This window comes from Nitrospiria bacterium (assembly GCA_036397255.1).
GTDB lineage: Bacteria > Nitrospirota > Nitrospiria > DASWJH01 > DASWJH01 > DASWJH01.
The window spans coordinates 1-20649 of record DASWJH010000097.1 but is presented as its reverse complement, the minus strand read 5'-3'; the positions used below and the strand labels follow the sequence as shown (position 1 = coordinate 20649).

Genomic DNA, 20649 nt, shown 5'->3' with positions numbered 1-20649 from the left:
TTCCTGATTAATTTGTATAGAAAAGGATTAAAATATGTATAGCTATTTGTAATTAATTCCTTGTGTAATCTGCAATATTTTCAAAAAAACATTTGCCCTTTCTCCAAGAATTAAAAAGAATTTCGCCTGAGGCCATCTGGATAAAAATGTGTTAGTTTATTAAACTTTTAATTCCTTACGGTTTACAATTTTTTTTAAAAACCACGGTAGGTTTTTAATAAAGCTCTACCGCGAAAAAATTTGATTAAACCGAAAAATAGAAAATCGGACATGGGTCCACACACCACTTTTTTTCCTGGCAAAATACAACATAAAAATATTTCTCAATAACATCGTAAGGGAAACAATTCCCGAAACTCCTACAGCTCCATAAGGCCCAACCAATAGAAACGCTCCCCCTACCGCAATAGCTCCCGAGACCAATGTTATTCCCATTAAGGTCGCCTGGTGGCCTGTCATAATAAGGGTCAATCCACATGATCCAACCAAAACATTTCCCAAACGCCCCAATGCCAACAAAATTAGAATGATAGTCCCTTCTCGGTAAAATGGCCCATATACAAACTCTAAAACGGAAGCCCCAAAGAAAAGACAAATTAGAAAACCTCCCAATGCAGGTATACCCGCAATTGTTGCTGTTGTTCGAAGCAAAACCTCTAATTCAATTTTTTTTTCTTGGGAAAACATTTCCGAAATTATTGGAGAAATAACAGAATTAATAACCATTAAAGGCATTGTTACAAAAATAACTAGGCGAGACGCGGCCCCATATATGGCCACCTCTTCTTGGGAGCGAAAGGAGCCTAAAATCCAAATATCAGCCTGGGTTAGAATGAAAGCGGCCAAATTTGCAACAAGAAGAGACCCGGCGATGTTAAAAATTTCAGAAAAACGAAGATTTTTCCCGTTTTCAAACCCGCTTAATTTTTTTTGCAATAAAAAACCAGATACTATTGTACTCATAATTCCTGCTGAAATTGAAAAAATTACTATTTGGGTTAAATTGGAATGACCCTGAAAAATCCAAATTAAAGCAAAAAGAAGAGAAGAAATAATACTGGTCAGCAGTCCCCCAAAAATAGAAGCCAAACGAATATCGTGAAACCCACGAAAAGATTCCGCAAACAAATTCTGAAATGCTATCACTGCTACCCATAGCCCTCCTAACCATATGATTCTTTCCATGATTGAGGAATTAAATACATTTCTTGCTATCCATTCTCCACCACCAATTACAAACCCAAAGAACATTAATAATGAGGCCAAGGCACACAAAAAAAATGATTTCACCACAACAGACTTAGCACGATTAGGATCACCAGTTCCCATCGATTCGGCAATCAAACGGACAATAGTTTGGTTTAAACCTAACTGAACTAAAAGAGCAGCTACCGAAACCAAGCTAAAAGTTAGAAAGTATGCACCAACCTCCTCAGGGACCAAAAGCCTCGCAATTAAACCATTTAAAACCACTCCTGAAAGTGAACCTAAAACCTGTCCCCCAAGAACCCATGAACCTCCGTAAAAAAAACGTTTGATCACATTTTTTGGAAGAGGAAAATATCTATGGAATAGGTTGGAAATAACCATTAGTTCTTCAAAATACCCCTTAAGGGTATCAACAAAAAAGTGCTTTTTTTATTACATTTCCCCTATTAAACTTTTACTCTTTCTCTACACGAGCTTGCGCTAATTAAGGGGCTCTGGTAACCAGTGACAAATTTTAATATGCCAATAGATTAGATTTTTTTTAATTAAGAATTAAAAAGTCTATTTCACGCAATATCCAAAACTTATTACTTTTTTAAAAAAAAAGCCTTTATTTTAAAAATTTTTAGGGTTTAACGGTGCAACACCAGGGCCACCAAGGCCTTCAAAAAATTATGAAAATCCAAATAAAAAAATATTCTTTTGAAATCGATGGAAACAGCATTTTCTAAATCAATTATATCTCCTCATTAAAATAGCTAAAATTATTAAAAAAAGGAAAAAATCCCTTGTTAGGACTGACTGATTTTCGAGGTTTAAGAATTGGGGTAGTGTAAATAAGCCACTTTGTGTTTTTTTCGATAAGGTAATAAATTATGGTACCAAATTTTTTTTAAAATTTATTTCCTCATCCACCAAATATAGTGGCCTATTTTTCACTTCCTCATGAATCCGACCAATATATTCTCCAATGATTCCGATGGTAATTAACTGAACTCCCCCTAAAAATAAAACCGCCACCATGATGGAAGCCCACCCTGGGACATAGGATTTATAGAAATAATTAACAGACAATTCGATTATCTTAATCAAGCTTAAAAATGAAACCAAAAAACCCAAATAGGTGGCCATCTTCAAGGGAACGTTTGAGAAAGAGGTAATCCCATCCAATGCAAACTGGGCCATTTTAAACCAGCTAAACTTTGTTTTCCCAGCAAACCGCTCATCCCGTTCATATTCCACACCGGTCTGCTTGTACCCAACCCAGCTCACCATACCTCGGATGAGCCGATGACGCTCCCTCATTTTAAGAAGTTCGTTCATGGCTTTTCGGCTCATGAGCCGGAAATCCCCGGTATCCGAGGGAATTTGAATTTTGGTGATTTTTCGAATTATTCGATAGAAAAAATAGGCGGTAAAAAGTTTGAATAACTTCTCTCCTTTTCTTTTTTTTCTAATCGCATAAACAACCTCAAACCCTTCGTTCCATTTTTCCAGGAGTGTCGGAATCAATTCAGGGGGATCTTGGAGGTCGCCATCCATAATCACAACGGCTTCCCCTTGGGAATAATCCATTCCCGCGGTTATAGCCACCTGATGTCCGAAATTCCGCGATAAACGCAGTACCTTAACATCTGAGTCCTTTTCAGCCAGGGACTGCAAAAAGGGATAGGATGAATCCTCACTTCCGTCATCCACAAAAATAATCTCATGAGCAATGGAAAGGGAATTTAAAACCTGCTTTAAACGGGAATAAAGCTCCGGGAGGAGGGTTTCCTCATTCAAGATCGGAATGATAATGGAGAGACGTGTTTTTGATCCTTTGGTAGCATCCATGAAAGGGCAGCTTATTTTTGTGGATTATCCTCTATTGCACCATGTTTTCTATGACCCTTAAAAAACAAAACATAAGTGTACTTTCAGAATAGCTTTCTTTCTCGGACGTGTCAATAAAATCCACCTTGAATCTAACATAACTTATTGTTTATAAATAAATTATAGGTAGCTATGGTATTTGGGTGTTCTTTCCAAACCCTACAATACTAAAGAAGTAAGCCCCACTTATGCAGGAGCGTTATTGGGGGGGGCCGAAATGGGAATGGAAAGATAAGGGTGAAACGACTCGCCCAACCAAATCATAGGGGTGAGCTTCCGTGATTTCTACTTCTGCAAACTCCCCGGCTGAGGCAATTCCATCATTAATATAGACCACCCCATCAATTTCCGGGGCTTGCCCCTCAAGGCGGGCCTGCAGTAATAAATCCGTTTCGGGCGAAAGGCCATCCACCATTACCCGGTGACGGGTTCCAATGAGCCTCTTATTTTTTTGATGACTGATTTTGGATTGAAGGCGAAGCAGCTTGCTTTGACGTCTCTTTTTTACCGATTCCGGAAGTTGATTGGGAAGGGAAAAAGAGGGGGTTCCTTCCTCTTTGGAAAAGGAAAATACCCCTAACCGGTCAAATTGGGTCTCTTCCACAAAATCAACCAAACGCTGAAACTGTTCTTCTGTTTCACCGGGAAATCCAACCACGAAGGTACTCCGCAGCACCACATTGGGAATAATGAACCGGATTCGCTCGATCAACTTTCGGATTAATGCGCCATCTCCATACCGGTTCATCTTTTTTAAAATATCGTCATCGATATGCTGTAAAGGAAGGTCTACGTAGTTACAAAACTTTGGCTCCGAAGCCAAAATTTCCAAAATCTCATCGGTCAGAGTGGTGGGGTATGTATAAAACAGGCGGAACCATTCTATTCCCTCCATTTTTCCCAAAACCCTCAATAATTTTGCTAAAGCGCCCCGTTCTCGGAGATCCTCACCATAGCTGGTCATATCCTGAGCGATGAGGTTGATTTCACGAACCCCCGCTCCCGCTAACTGCTGGACCTCCTGAACAATTGAATCCAATGATCGGCTTTTTAAGCGGCCGCGCATAATGGGAATACTGCAAAATGAACATTGCTTGTTGCACCCCTCGGAAACCTTGACATAGGCCCAATGCTTTTGTCCAAACCGGATTCTGGGGGTTAATTCGTCATAGAGATACTGTGGCGGGGAAAGCCATTCTCTTTTCGCTACCCCCTTTTTTTGGATTAAATCCAGGCAGATCTCCCCAATTCTGGGAAGGTCTCCGGTACCCACCACTGCATCTATTTCTGGCATTTCCCGGACCATTTCCTTGCCATATCGCTGGGTTAAACAGCCCGCCGCAATGAGAAGGCGGCAGTGGCCCTCCTCTTTCATTTGTGCCAATTCCAAAAGGGTGTCAATTGACTCCTCCCGTGAAGCTTCAATAAACCCACATGTGTTGACGATGATCACTTCCGCCTCACGTTGATCCGGGGTAAAGGTAAAACCCTCTTTTGCCAAAAACCCCAGCATGACTTCCGCATCGACTTGGTTTTTGGAGCACCCTAAATTGGCCAATCCAACCTTCAACCTATCCTCCTTTGAGGGCAATAACCCTCACATAAAAATTCCAGCCTTACTTCCCCTCTTTGGAAAAGAGGGGCCAGGGGAGATTTTTTATCTCCAAATCCCCCTCTCTCCCCCTTTTTCTAAGGGGGAGAGAGTTGGGAGACCCCACTTTTTTGAGGGGAAAACCGCTATACTTCCCCTCTTTGGAAAAGAGGGGCCAGGGGAGATTTTTTATCTCCAAATCCCCCTTGATCCCCCTTTTTCTAAGGGGGAAAGAATTGGGAGACCCCACTTTTTTGAGGGGAAAACCGCTATACTTCCCCTCTTTGGAAAAGAGGGGCCAGGGGAGATTTTTTATCTCCAAATCCCCCTTGATCCCCCTTTTTCTAAGGGAGATCCAACCGTTGCCCCGTAGCCTGTTACCGAGAATGGTAAGTTCATAAGGAAAAACCATTATATCACAGGAGGAAAGCCCGAAGAAACATGTTTAAACTACCTCGCATTTGTATAAATGGGCAACTCACGCGTTGATTTCACCCTATGACGATGTTAGTATGTTTTTTTTTATAGGGAGATCTTAAATGCGAAATGTCTTAATTATTGGATCTGGGCCAGCGGGACTCACTGCGGCAATTTATGCGGCCCGGGCAAATCTCAATCCCCTTCTCATCGAAGGGACACAAGCGGGGGGGCAACTCACCATTACCACCGATGTGGAAAATTACCCCGGGTTCCCAGACGGCATTATGGGTCCTCAATTAATGGTGGAGATGAGGAAACAGGCAGAGCGATTTGGAACCGAATTGATACGGGGAGATGTCATTTCCGTGAACCTGTCCAAACATCCTTTTACCATCACGGTAGAGGATGAAACCACTTTTCAAACCAAGGCCCTTATTATCGCATCGGGTGCCTCTGCCCAATTGTTAAATCTTGAATCCGAAAAGCGCTTAATGGGCCATGGGGTCTCCGCCTGCGCCACCTGCGATGGGTTTTTTTTCAAAGAGAAGGAGATTGCCGTTGTCGGAGGGGGAGACACCGCAATGGAGGAAGCCACCTTTTTAACAAAATTTGCAAAAAAGGTATCCGTTATCCATCGTCGGGACTCTCTCCGAGCCTCTAAAATCATGCAGGATAAGGCAAAGAAAAATACTAAAATCGAATTTATTTGGGACACCGTCATTGAAGAGATCCTAGGAGAAGAAACGGTTCACGGAGTCCGAATGAAAAACGCAAAAACAGGAAAGATCACCGAAAAGACATTGGAGGGGGTTTTCATTGCCATTGGGCACAAACCCAACACTCAATTGTTTCAAGGCCAATTGTCATTGGATTCCAATGGATACATTATCACCCATGACGGAACGGCCACCAGCATCCCAGGGGTATTTGCCTCAGGGGATGTTCAAGACCATCGTTACCGGCAAGCGGTGACTGCCGCCGGAACGGGCTGCATGGCAGCGATGGATGCTGAAAAATTTTTAGAGGAACATGCGGGCTAAGCCCCCGTGTAAACCAGGAAAAACTAATGTCGGAAGACTGTTCAATCTGTGATCATTTATTTTCTGAATCCCCTTTAAGAATTAAGGAATTTCCGCTCTCCACCCTTTTTCTTCAACAAGATCAATTCTTCCCGGGTTATTGTGTACTCGAAAGCAAGCGTCACATCTGTGAACTGTTTGACCTGGATTTTGAAAACAGGAGCACCCTCATTGAAGAAATAAACCTGGCTGCCCAGCTTCTTTTTAAAACCTTCAAACCCGATAAAATCAATTATGCCTTTCTTGGAAACCAGGTCCCCCACATGCATTGGCATTTGGTCCCCCGATGGAAAAATGACCCTGCCTGGCCGGACTCGATCTGGGCCATGCCGCATGAATCCCTGGTTTTACCTGAAGATGAATACAAAAAACTCATCCGCAAAATTCAAGAAAACTTTTAGGTGGATGATAAAAATATATTCTCAAGCCAAAGGTTTAAAAAGAAAGTGGAGGAACCCCAAAAGGATTAAAAACCTCGAACGATGACCTACCACATCAAGGAAGAGAAAAATTTAAATCCTGTCAAACTTCAATCTTTATTCAAACATGCCCCTTGGGCCAAAGATCGAACCCCCGAGGAAATTGTCCAAATGCTTCAGCATACCCACATGGTCTTTTCTGTTTGGGCCGATGAAAAGCTGGTCGGGTTTGCACGGGTCCTAACGGACTTTACCTTTCGAGCGATGATATACGACGTGGTGATTCACCCGAATCACCAGAGAGCAGGTCTTGGTCGGCTCTTGTTGGAAAAAATCATTCATCACCCCAAGTTGACCCCTATCCAAGTCCTTTCACTGTTCACACGGGATAAAATTGATTTTTACGAAAAGTTAGGATTTCAGGCTGCCTCCAACCATGGACTTTCCGGCATGCTTTACATCCGGCCTGCCCCTTCCCATTACTGCTAAAACTTTTCCAGGTCTTCGTGCAATGGAGTGGGTAAAAAATATCAAAAAGTGTTTAAAGTGCGCACAATGAAAGGATTATAAAGATCCCCGCAGCAAGGCCGCGGGGTATTCAGAGGAAAACCTGAATCCTTAAATCCCCCTACCCCCTTTTACAAAGGGGATACCTAAGCGGTTACCCCGTAGCTTGCTACGAGGAATAGCAAGCTAAAGAAATTAAGGGAAGGGATATGATTTATAAATATGAGATGGGAAGATACTTGGGCTCATAACAACAAATGGTAAGTGAATGTTCTCAGGCTGGAATCGCCCTCGTTGGGGGTGAGGCTCCCCCGTCATTCCCGCGAAGCTTGTCCCCGTATGGTTTAAGCGGGGAGCGGGAATCCAGTGGTTTAGGCTGTATAAAAAACCCGCCGTCTACATCCTGGCAAGCATGAGAATATTGAATCAGAAACAAACAGGGAAAAACAAATTAAAAAATGGAACGGGTCGAGAAGCAGAATCCGGGCTGGAGAAATTTGTGGGAGGGAATAATTTGGATAGGATGTTCCCGAAGGGTTCAAGGTGGGCTCCTGGATTCCCGTTTCCACGGGAATGACGAATTTTACCCACCCAATTCCGTGATGAGCCTCTTTCCTTAAAAGGAAGACCAATTCATAAAGGCCTTTTCAGAGTATAGGCGATCCACATTCAGGGGAAACACCCAGCCCGCCTTCCTGAGCGTTTGGGCAATCGGCTTTAAAGGTAAACCCACCGCGGCAAGATAATCACCGGTAAGAGAACGGATCAGGGAGCGCCCCTCTCCTTGTAAAGAATAAGCCCCCGCTTTATCCAGCGATTCCCCAATCGAAAGATACCGGATGATTTCCTCCTCGGAAAAGGGTTTCATCGTAACGTCAACCTTTTCCAAGTGCTGATCATCTTCTCCCGTTTTGGTATTCAGCATGGCTAGGCCCGTCAAAATATGATGGGTTTTTCCGGATAGGTGTTGCAAAATCTGTTTGGCATGGGAAAGGTCAGAGGGCTTTCCAATTTTTACACTCCCCAGGAGAATCATCGTATCACTGCCAATGATGATGCTGTCCGGAAAAAGATGTGCAATGGATTTTGCTTTTCCAAAGGCAAAAGCCCGAACATCCTCCTCTAAGGGCCGGAAAGCCTGGGGTTGTTCATCCAAAAACGGAGGAAAGACCTCAAAGGGCAAACCCAATAGGGAGATAATATTTCTTCGGCGTTCTGAGGTAGAGGCTAAAATCAGCCGCATTGAAAGGAAAGACTTTGCTTAATACCCCCAGAGGTCTCACTGGGGACAGGAGGGGAACCCTTGATATAATTTTTACCCAAGACATCTGTTATAAAACGTTCCAACACCTCTTCGACTTCCTGGGCATGGTGTGTTTGAAGTAATTGGACTCGTAAATCGGAAGCCTTATAAAACCCTTTGCTGTACCATCCCATGTGTTTTCTCATCCCAACAAAACGCCAAGGCCGCTTTAACTTTTCGTAAAGGTGGACATGTTCTTTTAATATTCGAAACCGTTCATGAAGTTCGATGGAAACCGGTTGAATCAGGTTGGGACAATCCAACCGGATGGCCTGTTTGACCTCTTTCTTATTCCTAAAAATCCATGGATTGCCCAGAGCGCTCCGTCCGATTAAAACCCCATCCACTCCCGTTTCCTTTACACGCTTATAAACGTCCTCCATGGATCCCAGGTCACCGTTTCCTAAAATAAGGGTACCCGTTCCCCGGGCCAGTTTAACCGCAGAAGAAATCGCCCCCCAATCCGCCATACCCCGATACATTTGCTTTAACGTTCGGCCATGAATGGAAATGGCGACGGGTTTCTCCTCTAATAAATGGCTAATCCATTGGTTGACCACCACCTCATCATAGCCGATTCTGGTTTTTACCGAAACGGGAATACTCCTCCGGGATAAAGGATGTTCGAACCCCTGACGCTGGACATTCATATCGGCCACCCGTTGGATTAAAAAAGACGGAAGGTTGAGAGACGCCACGGACTGACCTGAAACCCAATCCGCAATACCCTGTTGTGTGGCTTGAAGGATCCCTCTGGCCCTGGATGGATCTCGAATCAACCCCGCCCCGCACCCCTTTGAGGCAACATTTTTTGCGGGACATCCCATATTAATATCTAAACCATCAAACCCCAACTCACAAACGATGTGCGCCACTTTATAGAACGTCTCGGGGGAATATCCATAGACCTGGGCAACTATAGGACGTTCCATTTCATCATAGATAAAATCTTCAAGGAGGCCCTTGGGAGACCGGCAGATTCCCTCCACATTGGTAAATTCCGTCATGAGGAGATCAGGGTGTCCCACCTTCGCGGTAATGAATCGAAAAGCAGCATCGGTGACCCCATCCATGGGGGAAAGCGCGATAATCGGTGTATCTAAGGTTTTCCAAAAACTCATGGTTTTCTCGGTTTGAAAGCGGTTGTAGCAGCCACCTATGATACCTCATCCGGTGGTTTCGTCAATAGAACGCTGGCGGTGTTACTTCGGAAATTCACCACCACCAAATCCAAAAAACCGTCCCTGTTGAAATCGCCCTCTGCCACAGAGATGGGACCACTTTGAGTTCTAAAATTCCAGGGAGGATATCGGAAGGTTCCGTCTCCATTTCCAATCACAATTGAAAGATTACTGCTTTGATTATTGGTCACGGCTATATCCATTCGGTGATCCCGGTTAAAATCCCCGGGTAGGAGAAAAGACGGTCCGTTTTCGGCACTAAAGGAATAGGGTTTGCCAAATGTTCCATTGCCAACCCCCAGAAAAATCACCAGATTATTCTTAGGCCCATCCGCCGCTACCAGGTCTTGGGTCCCATCCCCATCAAAATCTCCATGGGTGAGAAAAATAGGTCGAATGCCCTTTCCATACCGACCGGACTCTTTAAAGCGGGCGGTCCCATCCCCCAGGAAAACCGAAACATTTCCTCCCATGGGACCACTATTGGCAACCGCCAAATCGGGCATCCCATCCCCATTAAAATCAGCTGCCACTAGAGAAGCGGGCGTGTCCCCTGGATCAAACGTAGGCCCAGTTTGGAAACCACCGTCTCCCCGCCCTAAAAAAATGGTCACGTGATCAAAGCGGAAACAAACCGCCAAATCTATTATTCCATCCTGGTTAAAGTCAGCACTGGTAATACTTAAAGGAGAACGGGCCGTGGCTGGGAAAGTCGTTGGGTCTTGAAAATGCCCTTCTCCTTTTCCTAACAGAACGGAAATACTGTCTCCCAAGTTATTATTGACGGCTATATCCAAATGCCCATCATTGTTGAAGTCAGCCAGAGTTATCGTCCTGGGTTGAAGGCCTACCAGATAACGGGTCTGCGCGTTAAAGCCTCCATCCCCTTTCCCGATTAAGATGGACACATCATTGCTGTTGATATTTGCAATGGAAAGATCCGGAATTTGGTCCTCGTTAAAATCTCCCACAGCCACAAAAGTAGGATTCGAACCAACCGGAAAGCTCGCAAAGGAAGAAAAAAGCTCAGGAATTTTTTCTTTTTCCTGACCACCCCGGGTGCAACCCCAAGAGAAACCCAGTATTACTCCCAACGAGCACAGAATTAGAAAAACCAACCACCTTGGATTATCCTTTTTAAACACATCACCCTCGCTTTTCGCCAAACCTTCATTATAGCGGAGTACTATAACCAAGTCTCTTGAAAGGTGTCAACATCCTTAAAACAGGGGTTCCTTGACAAATGGCTCTGCCTTGCTAGATTTTAAGGAGCATGGAGCCCTTAATGGTTCATCAACCCTGAAGCCTTAGGACACAAATCTTGAATATAAAATGACTTTCGGCTCATCCCCAAACGGAACAGATGCGGCGGTCCCCTACCTTGTATTTGCTTTAGTAAAGGCCAATCTTTTTTTCCGGAGCCTCGTATCCATTTGATCACCCAGACCTGTTAATCGTTATACCAGGCAGACCAAGCCCATGGAACAGCCTTCATACAAGAAAAAAGGCCTTCAAAAAAAGTTTGTCATGGCCTTATTAATTGCAGGCTTTCTTCCCGGAATTGTGGCCCTCTTTGCCACCTACCTTTCCAGTAAAAAAGTCTTAACCCACTCCATCGGAACAAATTTTCAAGAAATCGCCTTCGCAGTGGCAAAAGAAGTAGAAATCATCATCCTTCATGACTTCGAAGATGCAGAAGCTTTAGCCCTTTCTCCTGAAATTCGAAGAGCAGTCCAAATGGCCAAGGAGTCTCATTCCGCCCGCACAACACCGGAAGCTTTAAAACATGGGGTGGAAAAACCCCAGGCTCTGGGGGAAAATTCAAAAACCACTACGGGGCCTCTGGATTTTTCAACCCATTCCATTTCTCAGTACTTTCGTGATTGGGAAGACCAACGCCGCCCAAGAGTTGAATACAGCGATGTGGTCATCACCGATCAATGGGGGTTTTTGATTGCTTCCAGTTATGACATAAATTCCCCTTCCTTGGCAGATCGTCAGTGGTTTAAAAGCAGCTTCCAAAATGGAAAAGGGGGATATTATCTGAGTAATATTTATTTTAATGAAGAAAAAAAAGATTACTACTATGACGTTGCTGTTCCGATTCGTGAACCAAAATTTCAAGAGGTTTTGGGGGTTTTAAAGTTAGGAATCCGGAGAGATAAACTGCTAAAGGCCATCATCGAAGTCAAAATCGGAAAAACCGGCCATGCCATGCTGGTCAGCTCCCTGGGCAATCCCATGATCTGCCCGATTCTTCCCCCTGGGGACCATATCATCAATAAACCCCTGATGGCGCAAATTTCACAACCCCACGCGGCATGGGCTGTTGCCAAAGATGATGCCCATGGCGGTAAACAGTCCATTGTGGGTTTTGCGCCCATCCAATTCGCCCGTCCTCTCACATCCAGTAGTTTGAATCAGACCCAATGGTACACCTTCATCCGTCAGCACCCCGACGAAACCTATTCCCCCGTTTACAATCTTCTTTTTAAAGTCGGAGTTCAAGGCTTTGGCCTGGTATTTGTGATTTCCTTTCTAGGTTTTCTGGCCGGTCAACGGATTGTTAAACCGATTCTGCTTCTGAAAAAACGGGCCCAGTCCATTGGACAAGCCAGCTATGAACTGGCCACTCAGGAAAACCCCACCCATAGCAATCTTAAACTCAAAGAACGGATTAATATTCAAACCGGGGATGAAATTGAAGAGCTTTCCCAAGCCTTCAACCAAATGTCCTTGGCTTTGGAAGAAAACTTACAAACCATCAAAAAACAGCAAAAGGAGCTGGCGCAGAAAGAAAAACTGGCGTCTGTCGGACAGCTTTTGGCGGGGCTGACCCATGACCTGAAAAACCCCCTTGGGGTCATCCGCAGCTCGGCCCAAATTTTGATGGGAAATGAAGAATCCGAACAAGTGAAAAAGGAAATGGGACGTTACATTATTGAGGAGGTGGACCGCCTGACTTTTCGTATCAATGATTTTTTACGCTTTGCCCGACACCGATTACCCGAGCAAAGAGAAATCCAAATTCAAAAGGTGGTGGAAGAAACCCTTAAACAATGGGGGTCGCAAGGGGGCATATTAAATAAAATCACGGTTCATAAAAAAATTGATCCCTCCCTTCCCTCGGTGTTCGTCGATCCTGAACAGCTTAATGAGATTTTGTTCAATCTATTAAATAATGCCCGTGAGGCCATGCCCCAGGGAGGGACAATTACCCTTCGAGCCGAAAGAAACGGAAATGATAAGGTGGTAACCTCCATTCAGGACACAGGTGAGGGAATTTCCCCGGAAGACCTGGATAAAATTTTTGATCCATTTTTTACCCAAAAACAATACGGAATAGGTTTGGGACTAACCAATGTCAAGCGGCTGACGGAAGACAACGGGGGCCAGGTCCTGGTCCACAGCAAAACGGGCCAGGGTTCCACATTCTCACTTCACTTTCCAGTGGTTCAAAGCTCATCACAGGATCAGGAATGACGTCGCAAACACTTTTAGTCATCGAGGACGATGCTAAAATGAGAAGGGTTTTGGAGATTATTTTATCCCAGGATGGCTACCGGATTTATGCCGCGGCTGGAGGAGAAGAAGGACTTCAAATTCTGGAAGAAAAAAATTGTGACCTGGTTCTTACCGATCTTCAAATGCAGAAAATCGATGGGATACAGGTACTGGAACAGGTTAAAAAAAGACACCCTCATATTCCGGTTCTGATTATCACCGCCTACGGGACCGTCAAAACCGCGGTGGAAGCTATGCACAGGGGAGCATGGGATTATATCACTAAACCCATTGATAATGAGGAACTGAAGCTGGTCATTCGAAGGGCATTGGATTTACAAAAAATCACTCTGGAAAACAAAACCCTTTCCCAAGGGCTCAAACAAAAATTTGGCTTTGACCGGATCATTGGAGACTCCGAACCGATTATCCAGGTTAAAAAACTGGCCCAGGAAGTTGCCCAAACCGATTCCACCGTTCTCATCACAGGGGAAAGCGGAACGGGCAAAGAGCTCTTTGCCCGGGCCATCCATTACGCAAGCAAAAGGTCCCGGGCCCCGTTGGTCACCATTAATTGTGCCGCCATTCCGGAGACACTTCTGGAAAGCGAGCTTTTCGGCTATCAAAAGGGGGCTTTTACAGATGCAAAAACCTCCAAACCGGGCAAATTCCTCATGGCAAATCGGGGAACCATTTTTTTAGATGAAATCTCGGAAATGAGCCTGGGGACCCAAGTAAAACTTTTGAGGGTCTTACAAGAAAAAGAAATCGAACCTCTGGGGAGCACACAAACCACCTCCCTTGATATCAGGGTTGTTGCGGCAACCAACAAAGATCTGCTTCAGATGATTCAACAAGGCACTTTCCGGGAAGACCTTTTTTACCGCCTCAATGTTTTTCCTATCTCCCTGGCATCTCTCCGAGATAGAAAAGGAGACATCCGTTTACTGACGGCCTATTTCGTTGAGGGTTTTAATCGAGCCATGGGAAAACGCTTTAAAGGATTCTCTGAAGGCTCTTTAAAAAAATTAGAAGGCTATTCCTGGCGGGGTAATGTCCGAGAGCTTCAGAACATTGTGGAACGGGTCCTGATTACCTGCAAAAAAGAAACAGTGGAACCAGAGGATTTCCCCATTCGGCTGGAAGAAAATTTACCTCTTCAAAAGGAGGTCCCACCCCTCCTTTCCTTGGGCCTTTCCTTGGATGATATTGAAAAAAGGGTTATTCAAGAGGCTCTTTCGAAAACCCTGGGAAACATATCGGATGCCTCAAAATTGTTGGGTATCACACGAAGCACCCTTCGTTACCGAATTCAAAAGTTCCAAATTCAAGAGTAACGGTTGTTTTCAACCATCCTTGGCTGTTTTCAGCCATACCATAACCCTTTAATTTTTAAGCTATTTCACTCAAATTAGCCCAAAAAGGCGGTTTAAAACCACCAATCACCTTCTCCTTAGATTTTTTTCAAAATAGCTTTAACCTATTGAAAAACTTAAGATTTTTATTGACTTTATTTGACTGGCACATCTCTTGCTCTTATAACTGTATAAACGATGAGACGTCCCCAGATTTTGGGGGCCAAATTTGAAGAAATAAAGAAAGAAGGATTAAACCAAAAGAGAGGAGACACCATGTTTAGTTTACCTGGGGATATTTTATACGCCGTTGCCGCGGGGCTTGGTATGCTTGCCTGGGCTTTTATTTTTGGGTATTCTCTGTTTTCGACAAACCCACCGGCCCAAGAAATGGAACAGGAAGTGCCCGAAGAGGCAATGCCAATTCCTTTAAAAAAGGCGGCCTAAAAAATTTCAACTCTTTTTTTGCCCTTGGTTTTTTCCCAGGGCAAACCAGTGGTGTGGAATCAATCGACAATGACACCACCTTCAGCTTTGGGGTAAATTGGAATTAACCAGCACCCTGCCCTCCCTGGTTAATCCCCTAATTTACCCCAAGGACTGATTGGCCTTTTCAGAGGAAAACCTAACTATTACCTTTTGGGAACCCTCCAACCCGCCTGAAGCGTTCGTGTTCAAAAAAAACAAACAGACCTGGGATTTTTCAAATACGACCCTCCACTTGGGTTTTATCCCTTTGACCTTTTTAACCTCAATTCTTGACAGCGCCCATTAGAGCAGTTACCCTTTGGGTATTTTGACAATCTACCCCCCCAAAGATTCCAAGGAAAAACTTCAACAGAATGAATAAGAAAACCTCTTCCACCGAAAAATTTCTTGGGGTTGGGTGGACCAAACAGCTGGTTCCCGTTCTCATTCCGCTTCTCCTTCTCATTTTCACTGGCCTGCGTGGAATTGATTTTGGATTTCATTGGGACGAGCGGACCCATGCCCTTGGGGTTAAAAATACCATCTCCAGTGGAATACCCCTCCCAGGAATTTATTTATATCCGGGGGTTTCCTACTGGTTAAGTCTGACCAGTGCGGTTCCGGACATTCTTAACCACTGGGTATCCGATGAAAAAACCTTGGAACCTCTACTCTCCGCCATCGAAGGAAAAGCCTATCGGTTACGGTCCAGGGTTCTTTTTCTTCTGATCAGTTCCCTCGCGGTCGTTTTTGTATATCTAACGGTTTTGGTATGGCGGGGGTCAATTTTAGAAGCCTTCCTCGCAGCCTCAATTCTAGGCTTTTCTTGGGAGGTGGCATACCATATCCGATGGATTGCCCCCGATGGTATCATGATGCAATTTGGGGCAATGACTCTTTTGGGGGTAATAGGAGGTTTTTTTCAACCTGAAAGGAAAAACTGGCTTTGGTTTTCGGCCATTGGAGCGGGACTTGCGTTTGGTTCAAAATGGACCGCAGGACTTTTGTTGGTTCCCGTTCTCATCGTCGCTTATTTAAACCCTCATAATAAATTGAAAGGTTTCCGGCAATGGGTTCTTTTATTTAAACTTTGTCTCGTTTTCTTTCTGGTCTATCTCATTACCACCCCCGCAACCCTTCTGGACTCCTCTCAGGTTTTTAAGTACATCAAAATGCAGCAACAGGTCTACAGCAGCGGACTCCAGGGATACGCGGTTTCTCCCGGATCCGAACACTTTTTAAAAAACCTGGAATATTTCGCCCTCTCCTTCGGTTCCCATTTTTCTCCAATCGCAGTGGCGTTTTTTATTTTATCAATCCTCGGTCTTTACGCATTGGTGAAAGAATCTCCTCCCCTTGCTTTAATATTTTTAAGTTTCCCCCTTCTTTACCTCCTTTATTTCAGTTTTCACGGCATGATGGTGGTCAGGAATCTCCTGGTCCTGGGTCCTTTTTTGGCGATCCTGTCAGCCCGGGGAACCTGTTTTATTTATGAGCGGTTCAAATTTAAAATCATCAAACCCCTAGTGATCACCTTTATTTTATTTTTATTGACGATCAATGGAATTTGGCTCATCTATGCAGGGGAAAGTATACGAAAAAATGAGCCGTTGACACTCATTCAAAACCTAGATGCGTATATCTCAAAACGCCCTGACACCCATTTTTCGGTTTCACCACAAGTGAGTCAAGCCTTAGCCGTATTGAAAAAAAAGACCCCGAAGAATATTAACAACCATCCATCTGAAAAAGCTGATGTCGCCATTTTTCTTGCATCGGAAATGTTTCGACACCTGGGAGAACCCAATATTCCGGCCAATCGACGTCATTTAACCACCACATGGTTTGGACCTTACGAGGTCAATTTTAACTACTACCCCACCTGGAAGGGGAGCAATCGGATTCTGTTCATGCCAATGGGACAGGCTCGAGATTTGGGCTTTCCTTTTTTAGAGGGAAAAAATTAAAAAAAAAGAAGTTTTTTGCCGCTTATTTAATGACAATGGGTTTGCAATTCGCGAAGGGCACATCAATTTGTGTATAATAAAAAAGAAACGGTGTTCAAAATGGTCAACCCAATTCAACAAGGACCGGAAACCCCCTTTAAAATAGGTTCCGAAAACCACCTCGAACTGTCTGTTGTAATGCCCTGTTTAAACGAGGCGGAAACCGTAGGCACCTGTGTCAAAAAAGCCCGGGAGTTTTTAGAGAAAAACCAGATCAAGGGGGAAATCATTGTTGCGGATAACGGCAGTACGGATGGGTCCCAAACCATCGCCCAAGAAGAAGGTGCCAAGTTGATTCATGTTCAAGCCCGGGGTTATGGAGCCGCTTTAAAGGAAGGCATCAATGCGGCACAAGGAAAGTATGTCATCATGGGAGATGCGGACGACAGTTATGACTTTTCCGCGCTGTTTCCCTTCGTTCAAAAACTTCGAGAAGGATACGAACTGGTCATGGGGAACCGATTCAAGGGGGGCATTCAACCCGGGGCCATGCCATTTCTCCACAAATATTTGGGGAACCCGGTGCTCTCCAGTTTAGGACGGCTGTTTTTTAAAAGTCCAGCCGGGGATTTTTATTGTGGTCTTCGGGGATTTAAAAAAGAAGCGGTTCAAAAACTGGATTTGCAAGTGAAGGGGATGGAATATGCACATGAAATGGTGGTCAAATCCACCCTTCATCACCTAAAAATTACCGAAATTCCCATCATTTTATCTAGAGATGGCCGGAGCCGGCCCTCTCATCTTCGAACCTGGAGGGACGGGTGGCGGACCCTCCGTTTTTTATTGATATACAGTCCCCGTTGGCTTTTTTTCTACCCTGGAATTTTTATGATCTTATTGGGAACTTCGGTCATGCTTTGGCTTTGGCCCGAACCCAGAACCATTGGAGGAGTGACCTTCGACATTCATACGATGCTGTTTGCTTCAGCTTTTATTATTTTGGGTTTACAAGCCGTGGCCTTTGCTCTTTTCTCAAAGGTTTTTGCATGGGGAACACGCCTTATCCCAGAAGACGACCGAATAACCTCCCTTTTGAATAGGATTACCCTGGAACGGGGCATTGTCCTTGGTGGAATTCTCACGCTCACTGGAATTGCGGGGTCTATCTACGCAGTCATTGTATGGGGCAAAACCTCTTTTGGTCCATTGGTTCCCTTTTCAATGATGCGGATTACCATCCCTGCTTTAACCGCTTTGGTGGCAGGGATTCAAATCATCCTTTTTAGCTTCTTTTTAAGCGTGCTCGGATTAATCCGAAAATGAAGGTGATTGAAAAATTACATGATGGTCTTGTTCACAGCAGGAGGGTCAAGGTGCTCGCCTCGAGGATCTCTGAGTTACTCCCAAAGAATGCCCGTGTTCTTGATGTGGGTTGTGGGGATGGACTCATTGGTGCGCTGTTTATGAAACAACGACCAGATGTTTCAATTTCGGGAATTGAGGTTCTCCCTCGAAAGGAAACCTTTATCCCCGTCAAGCCATTCAACGGAATCCAAATTCCCCATGATGATAAAACCTTTGATGCCGTTGTATTGATTGATGTTCTCCACCACACGGACCATCCCGAACAACTGCTGGCAGAAACCAAGAGGGTATCAAAAGGAATTATTGTGCTGAAGGATCATACTAAAAAGGGAATACTCGCTGCGTCAACTCTGCGGTTTATGGACTGGATGGGAAATGCTCACCATGGTGTTTCTTTACCCTATAATTATTGGACAGAATCTCAATGGCAAAAGGTTTTTTCAAAATTAAACCTGCAAGTGGTTTCTTGGGATTCAAAAATTGCCCTATATCCCTTTCCAGCCAATCTTTTTTTCGATCGATGCCTCCACTTTATCGCTATATTAAAAAATGGCTGAAGCACAAAAACCACCATCTTACCCCTTAAAAGAAACCCCTCTCCACCCATTTCCTTTGTGGATATGGATTTCGTTCATTGCTATTTCCCTAATCAAGCTACCACTTGTCAGCGGTTTGACTTTATCCGCAAACGGTTATGCGCGGATCGATGACCTGTTGTTTATATATCTGGCAAATTCCTTGTCTGAAGGGGACTGGTTAGGCCCCTACACCACCTACACATTGGCAAAAGGCCCCTTCTACCCAGCCTGGATTGCTGCAACACACCTCCTGGGTATTCCCCTTCTCTTAGGCCAGCATCTCCTCTATATTGGGGCATGTGCCCTTTTCATCCTGGCAATAAGGCCTGTGGTTCCAAACCCCAAGGCTTTATGTCTCATTTTTTTCCTTTTAATATTTAACCCAATCAGTTACACAGATGAAGTCATGACTCGAGTGATTCGAGAAGGGATTTATCCTGCCCTCACGTTAATGGTGTTTGCTTTCTGCATTGGGGTCCTGTTAAGGCACGATCGTTCCTTGAAAATTCTCTCCATTTGGTTCATGGGACTTGGTGTAAGCTTATCGGTCTTCTGGCTCACTCGGGAGGAGGGGGTATGGATCATTCCATCTCTTCTGTTTATACTCGGTTTTGCTTTCTTTAAAATTTGGAAAGAAGAATCCCCTGACCGAATTCAACGGCTTGCCCTCTTTATTTTACCTTTTGGAATTTGGATGATCACTATTGCCACGATCAGTGGAGTTAATCAATTATATTATGGAATCTCAAAAATTTCAGAATTTAAATCAAAAGAATTTTTAGCCGCTTATGGCTCCCTTTCACGCGTGAAACACTCCAATTGGCATCCCCGAATACCAGTTCCCAGGGAAGTACGGGTTCAACTCTACATGATAAGCCCAGCGTTTGCTCAACTTAAGCCTTTATTGGAAGGGGGGTTCGGAAAAGGATGGGCAGCCATTAGTTGCCAATCAATTTCTGTGTGCAACGACATTGGTGGGGGTTGGTTTATGTGGGCATTTCGCGATGCTGCCACAATTGCTGGAAATCATGCATCGGGGAAAGCAGCGGCCGATTACTATAAACGTCTCGCAAGGGAAATTAATTCGGCCTGTGCAAAAGGCCAACTAATTTGCGAAAAAGAACGGGCAACCATGATGCCAGTCTGGCATAGTGCCTACAACTGGGCAGTGATTAAAACATTTTTTCATGGACTTACCTTTTTGGTCTCGTTTGAAAATGCCAAACCCTATTCGAAACCAAGTATTGGAACAGAAAAAACATTAAAAATCATTCACCTCTACACAAAAGAAAAGCTTTCCCCTAAAACCGACCCTTCATCTAAAACCAAAACGGATGATTTAGGGTTATTTTTCCTAACCCTAATCGGCCTTGTCTATCAATGGGGTACCCCTATTTTATTTATTTTAGCACTTGTTACTTTTACCACTACCACCTTTCATATCTTACAAGGAGGTGGGGTGCTAATCCCGTGGATCATTAAAACAGCTTTTCTGATTGCGGTTGCAACAAGGCTTGGCATTCTCTCTGTCATCGAAGTAACCTCATTCCCCGCCCTCAACACACTTTACCTTGCCCCGGCATACCCATTGGTCCTCATCTTCACCGCATTGGTTCTTTCAAATATAAATTTTAAATCCTTTCTTTCATCCTCAAAAAGCGAGTAATAGGAGAGATCGAAGTGGTAATCAGGTCTTGCAATTAGGAATTAAGGGTCTTCGTGTAATCGAGTGGGTAAAAATTGTTAAAAAGTGTTTAAGGTCCATACAGGGCAAGGGTCAAGTCAAAGTCATTCTGTGGTTGAAGCCTTTGAAGTATTAGAGGTTCCTGCAAAATCCAGTTCGTCATTC

General features: G+C 44.3%; 16 protein-coding genes. 10 read left to right on the top strand and 6 right to left on the bottom strand.

All coding sequences use genetic code 11. The features are described 5' to 3' along the window. Positions 1 to 225 precede the first annotated feature (225 nt). From VGB26_13160 to rimO, 3 genes are all read right to left on the bottom strand, one after another. Positions 226 to 1590, bottom strand: coding sequence for an oligosaccharide flippase family protein (locus tag VGB26_13160; protein ID HEX9758725.1), 1365 nt, complete (start codon positions 1588 to 1590; stop codon positions 226 to 228). A 492-nt stretch (positions 1591 to 2082) separates the two neighbouring features. After that, positions 2083 to 3045: a glycosyltransferase family 2 protein gene (locus VGB26_13155; protein ID HEX9758724.1), complete on the bottom strand. Its 963-nt coding sequence runs from the start codon at positions 3043 to 3045 to the stop codon at positions 2083 to 2085. Between the two features lie 238 nt (positions 3046 to 3283). Beyond that, entirely contained in the window at positions 3284 to 4675 is a 1392-nt protein-coding gene (gene rimO, locus VGB26_13150; protein HEX9758723.1) for a 30S ribosomal protein S12 methylthiotransferase RimO, read from the bottom strand. Between the two features lie 539 nt (positions 4676 to 5214). On the opposite strand from rimO, the gene trxB reads away from it, so the two are divergent. The 3 genes from trxB to VGB26_13135 all read left to right on the top strand — a co-directional run bounded on the left by trxB (position 5215) and on the right by VGB26_13135 (position 7082). Then, positions 5215 to 6135, top strand: a complete 921-nt coding sequence (gene trxB, locus VGB26_13145; protein HEX9758722.1) for a thioredoxin-disulfide reductase — start codon at positions 5215 to 5217, stop codon at positions 6133 to 6135. 26 nt (positions 6136 to 6161) lie between these two features. Continuing rightward, entirely contained in the window at positions 6162 to 6575 is a 414-nt protein-coding gene (locus tag VGB26_13140) for an HIT family protein (GenBank protein ID HEX9758721.1), read from the top strand. A gap of 81 nt (positions 6576 to 6656) precedes the next feature. Further along, on the top strand, positions 6657 to 7082 hold the full coding sequence (locus VGB26_13135) for a GNAT family N-acetyltransferase (GenBank protein ID HEX9758720.1): 426 nt from the start codon (positions 6657 to 6659) through the stop codon (positions 7080 to 7082). A gap of 634 nt (positions 7083 to 7716) precedes the next feature. On the opposite strand, the gene VGB26_13130 is transcribed toward VGB26_13135, so the two are convergent. From VGB26_13130 to VGB26_13120, 3 genes are read right to left on the bottom strand one after another with little or no spacing between them, the layout of a single operon-like run. Next, positions 7717 to 8343, bottom strand: a complete 627-nt coding sequence (locus VGB26_13130) for a Maf family protein (GenBank protein ID HEX9758719.1) — start codon at positions 8341 to 8343, stop codon at positions 7717 to 7719. Then, entirely contained in the window at positions 8334 to 9524 is a 1191-nt protein-coding gene (locus tag VGB26_13125) for a tRNA-dihydrouridine synthase (GenBank protein HEX9758718.1), read from the bottom strand. The genes VGB26_13130 and VGB26_13125 overlap by 10 nt, the downstream gene beginning before the upstream one ends. A 35-nt stretch (positions 9525 to 9559) precedes the next feature. Then, the gene (locus VGB26_13120; GenBank protein HEX9758717.1) at positions 9560 to 10729 is read right to left on the bottom strand and encodes a VCBS repeat-containing protein; all 1170 of its coding nucleotides are present in this window, start codon (positions 10727 to 10729) and stop codon (positions 9560 to 9562) included. Positions 10730 to 11063: 334 nt separating this feature from the next. Between VGB26_13120 and VGB26_13115 the strand changes: the two genes are divergently transcribed. From VGB26_13115 to VGB26_13085, 7 genes are all read left to right on the top strand, one after another. After that, positions 11064 to 13067 (top strand): ATP-binding protein, encoded by a 2004-nt coding sequence (locus VGB26_13115; protein ID HEX9758716.1) that lies wholly within the window; start codon positions 11064 to 11066, stop codon positions 13065 to 13067. Further along, positions 13064 to 14425: a sigma-54 dependent transcriptional regulator gene (locus tag VGB26_13110; protein HEX9758715.1), complete on the top strand. Its 1362-nt coding sequence runs from the start codon at positions 13064 to 13066 to the stop codon at positions 14423 to 14425. The genes VGB26_13115 and VGB26_13110 overlap by 4 nt, the downstream gene beginning before the upstream one ends. A 294-nt stretch (positions 14426 to 14719) precedes the next feature. Beyond that, complete coding sequence (locus VGB26_13105) at positions 14720 to 14890, top strand: hypothetical protein (GenBank protein HEX9758714.1); 171 nt, start codon at positions 14720 to 14722, stop codon at positions 14888 to 14890. Positions 14891 to 15285: 395 nt separating this feature from the next. Then, positions 15286 to 16878 carry a phospholipid carrier-dependent glycosyltransferase gene (locus VGB26_13100; protein ID HEX9758713.1) on the top strand — a complete coding sequence of 531 codons (1593 nt, stop codon included), beginning with the start codon at positions 15286 to 15288 and terminating at the stop codon, positions 16876 to 16878. A 99-nt stretch (positions 16879 to 16977) separates the two neighbouring features. Then, positions 16978 to 18180 carry a glycosyltransferase gene (locus VGB26_13095; protein HEX9758712.1) on the top strand — a complete coding sequence of 401 codons (1203 nt, stop codon included), beginning with the start codon at positions 16978 to 16980 and terminating at the stop codon, positions 18178 to 18180. Positions 18181 to 18230: 50 nt separating this feature from the next. Then, positions 18231 to 18779 carry a class I SAM-dependent methyltransferase gene (locus VGB26_13090; GenBank protein ID HEX9758711.1) on the top strand — a complete coding sequence of 183 codons (549 nt, stop codon included), beginning with the start codon at positions 18231 to 18233 and terminating at the stop codon, positions 18777 to 18779. A 115-nt stretch (positions 18780 to 18894) separates the two neighbouring features. Next, positions 18895 to 20466 carry a hypothetical protein gene (locus tag VGB26_13085; GenBank protein HEX9758710.1) on the top strand — a complete coding sequence of 524 codons (1572 nt, stop codon included), beginning with the start codon at positions 18895 to 18897 and terminating at the stop codon, positions 20464 to 20466. The last annotated feature ends 183 nt before the right edge of the window (positions 20467 to 20649 follow it).

What these genes read in the sequence shown, in the direction of transcription:
- VGB26_13160 (HEX9758725.1), bottom strand. Translation starts at nt 1,590, where the DNA reads ATGGTTATTTCCAACCTATTCCATAGATATTTTCCTCTTCCAAAAAAT.
- VGB26_13155 (HEX9758724.1), bottom strand. Translation starts at nt 3,045, where the DNA reads ATGGATGCTACCAAAGGATCAAAAACACGTCTCTCCATTATCATTCCG.
- trxB (HEX9758722.1), top strand. Translation starts at nt 5,215, where the DNA reads ATGCGAAATGTCTTAATTATTGGATCTGGGCCAGCGGGACTCACTGCG.
- VGB26_13140 (HEX9758721.1), top strand. Translation starts at nt 6,162, where the DNA reads ATGTCGGAAGACTGTTCAATCTGTGATCATTTATTTTCTGAATCCCCT.
- VGB26_13135 (HEX9758720.1), top strand. Translation starts at nt 6,657, where the DNA reads ATGACCTACCACATCAAGGAAGAGAAAAATTTAAATCCTGTCAAACTT.
- VGB26_13130 (HEX9758719.1), bottom strand. Translation starts at nt 8,343, where the DNA reads ATGCGGCTGATTTTAGCCTCTACCTCAGAACGCCGAAGAAATATTATC.
- VGB26_13125 (HEX9758718.1), bottom strand. Translation starts at nt 9,524, where the DNA reads ATGAGTTTTTGGAAAACCTTAGATACACCGATTATCGCGCTTTCCCCC.
- VGB26_13115 (HEX9758716.1), top strand. Translation starts at nt 11,064, where the DNA reads ATGGAACAGCCTTCATACAAGAAAAAAGGCCTTCAAAAAAAGTTTGTC.
- VGB26_13110 (HEX9758715.1), top strand. Translation starts at nt 13,064, where the DNA reads ATGACGTCGCAAACACTTTTAGTCATCGAGGACGATGCTAAAATGAGA.
- VGB26_13105 (HEX9758714.1), top strand. Translation starts at nt 14,720, where the DNA reads ATGTTTAGTTTACCTGGGGATATTTTATACGCCGTTGCCGCGGGGCTT.
- VGB26_13100 (HEX9758713.1), top strand. Translation starts at nt 15,286, where the DNA reads ATGAATAAGAAAACCTCTTCCACCGAAAAATTTCTTGGGGTTGGGTGG.
- VGB26_13095 (HEX9758712.1), top strand. Translation starts at nt 16,978, where the DNA reads ATGGTCAACCCAATTCAACAAGGACCGGAAACCCCCTTTAAAATAGGT.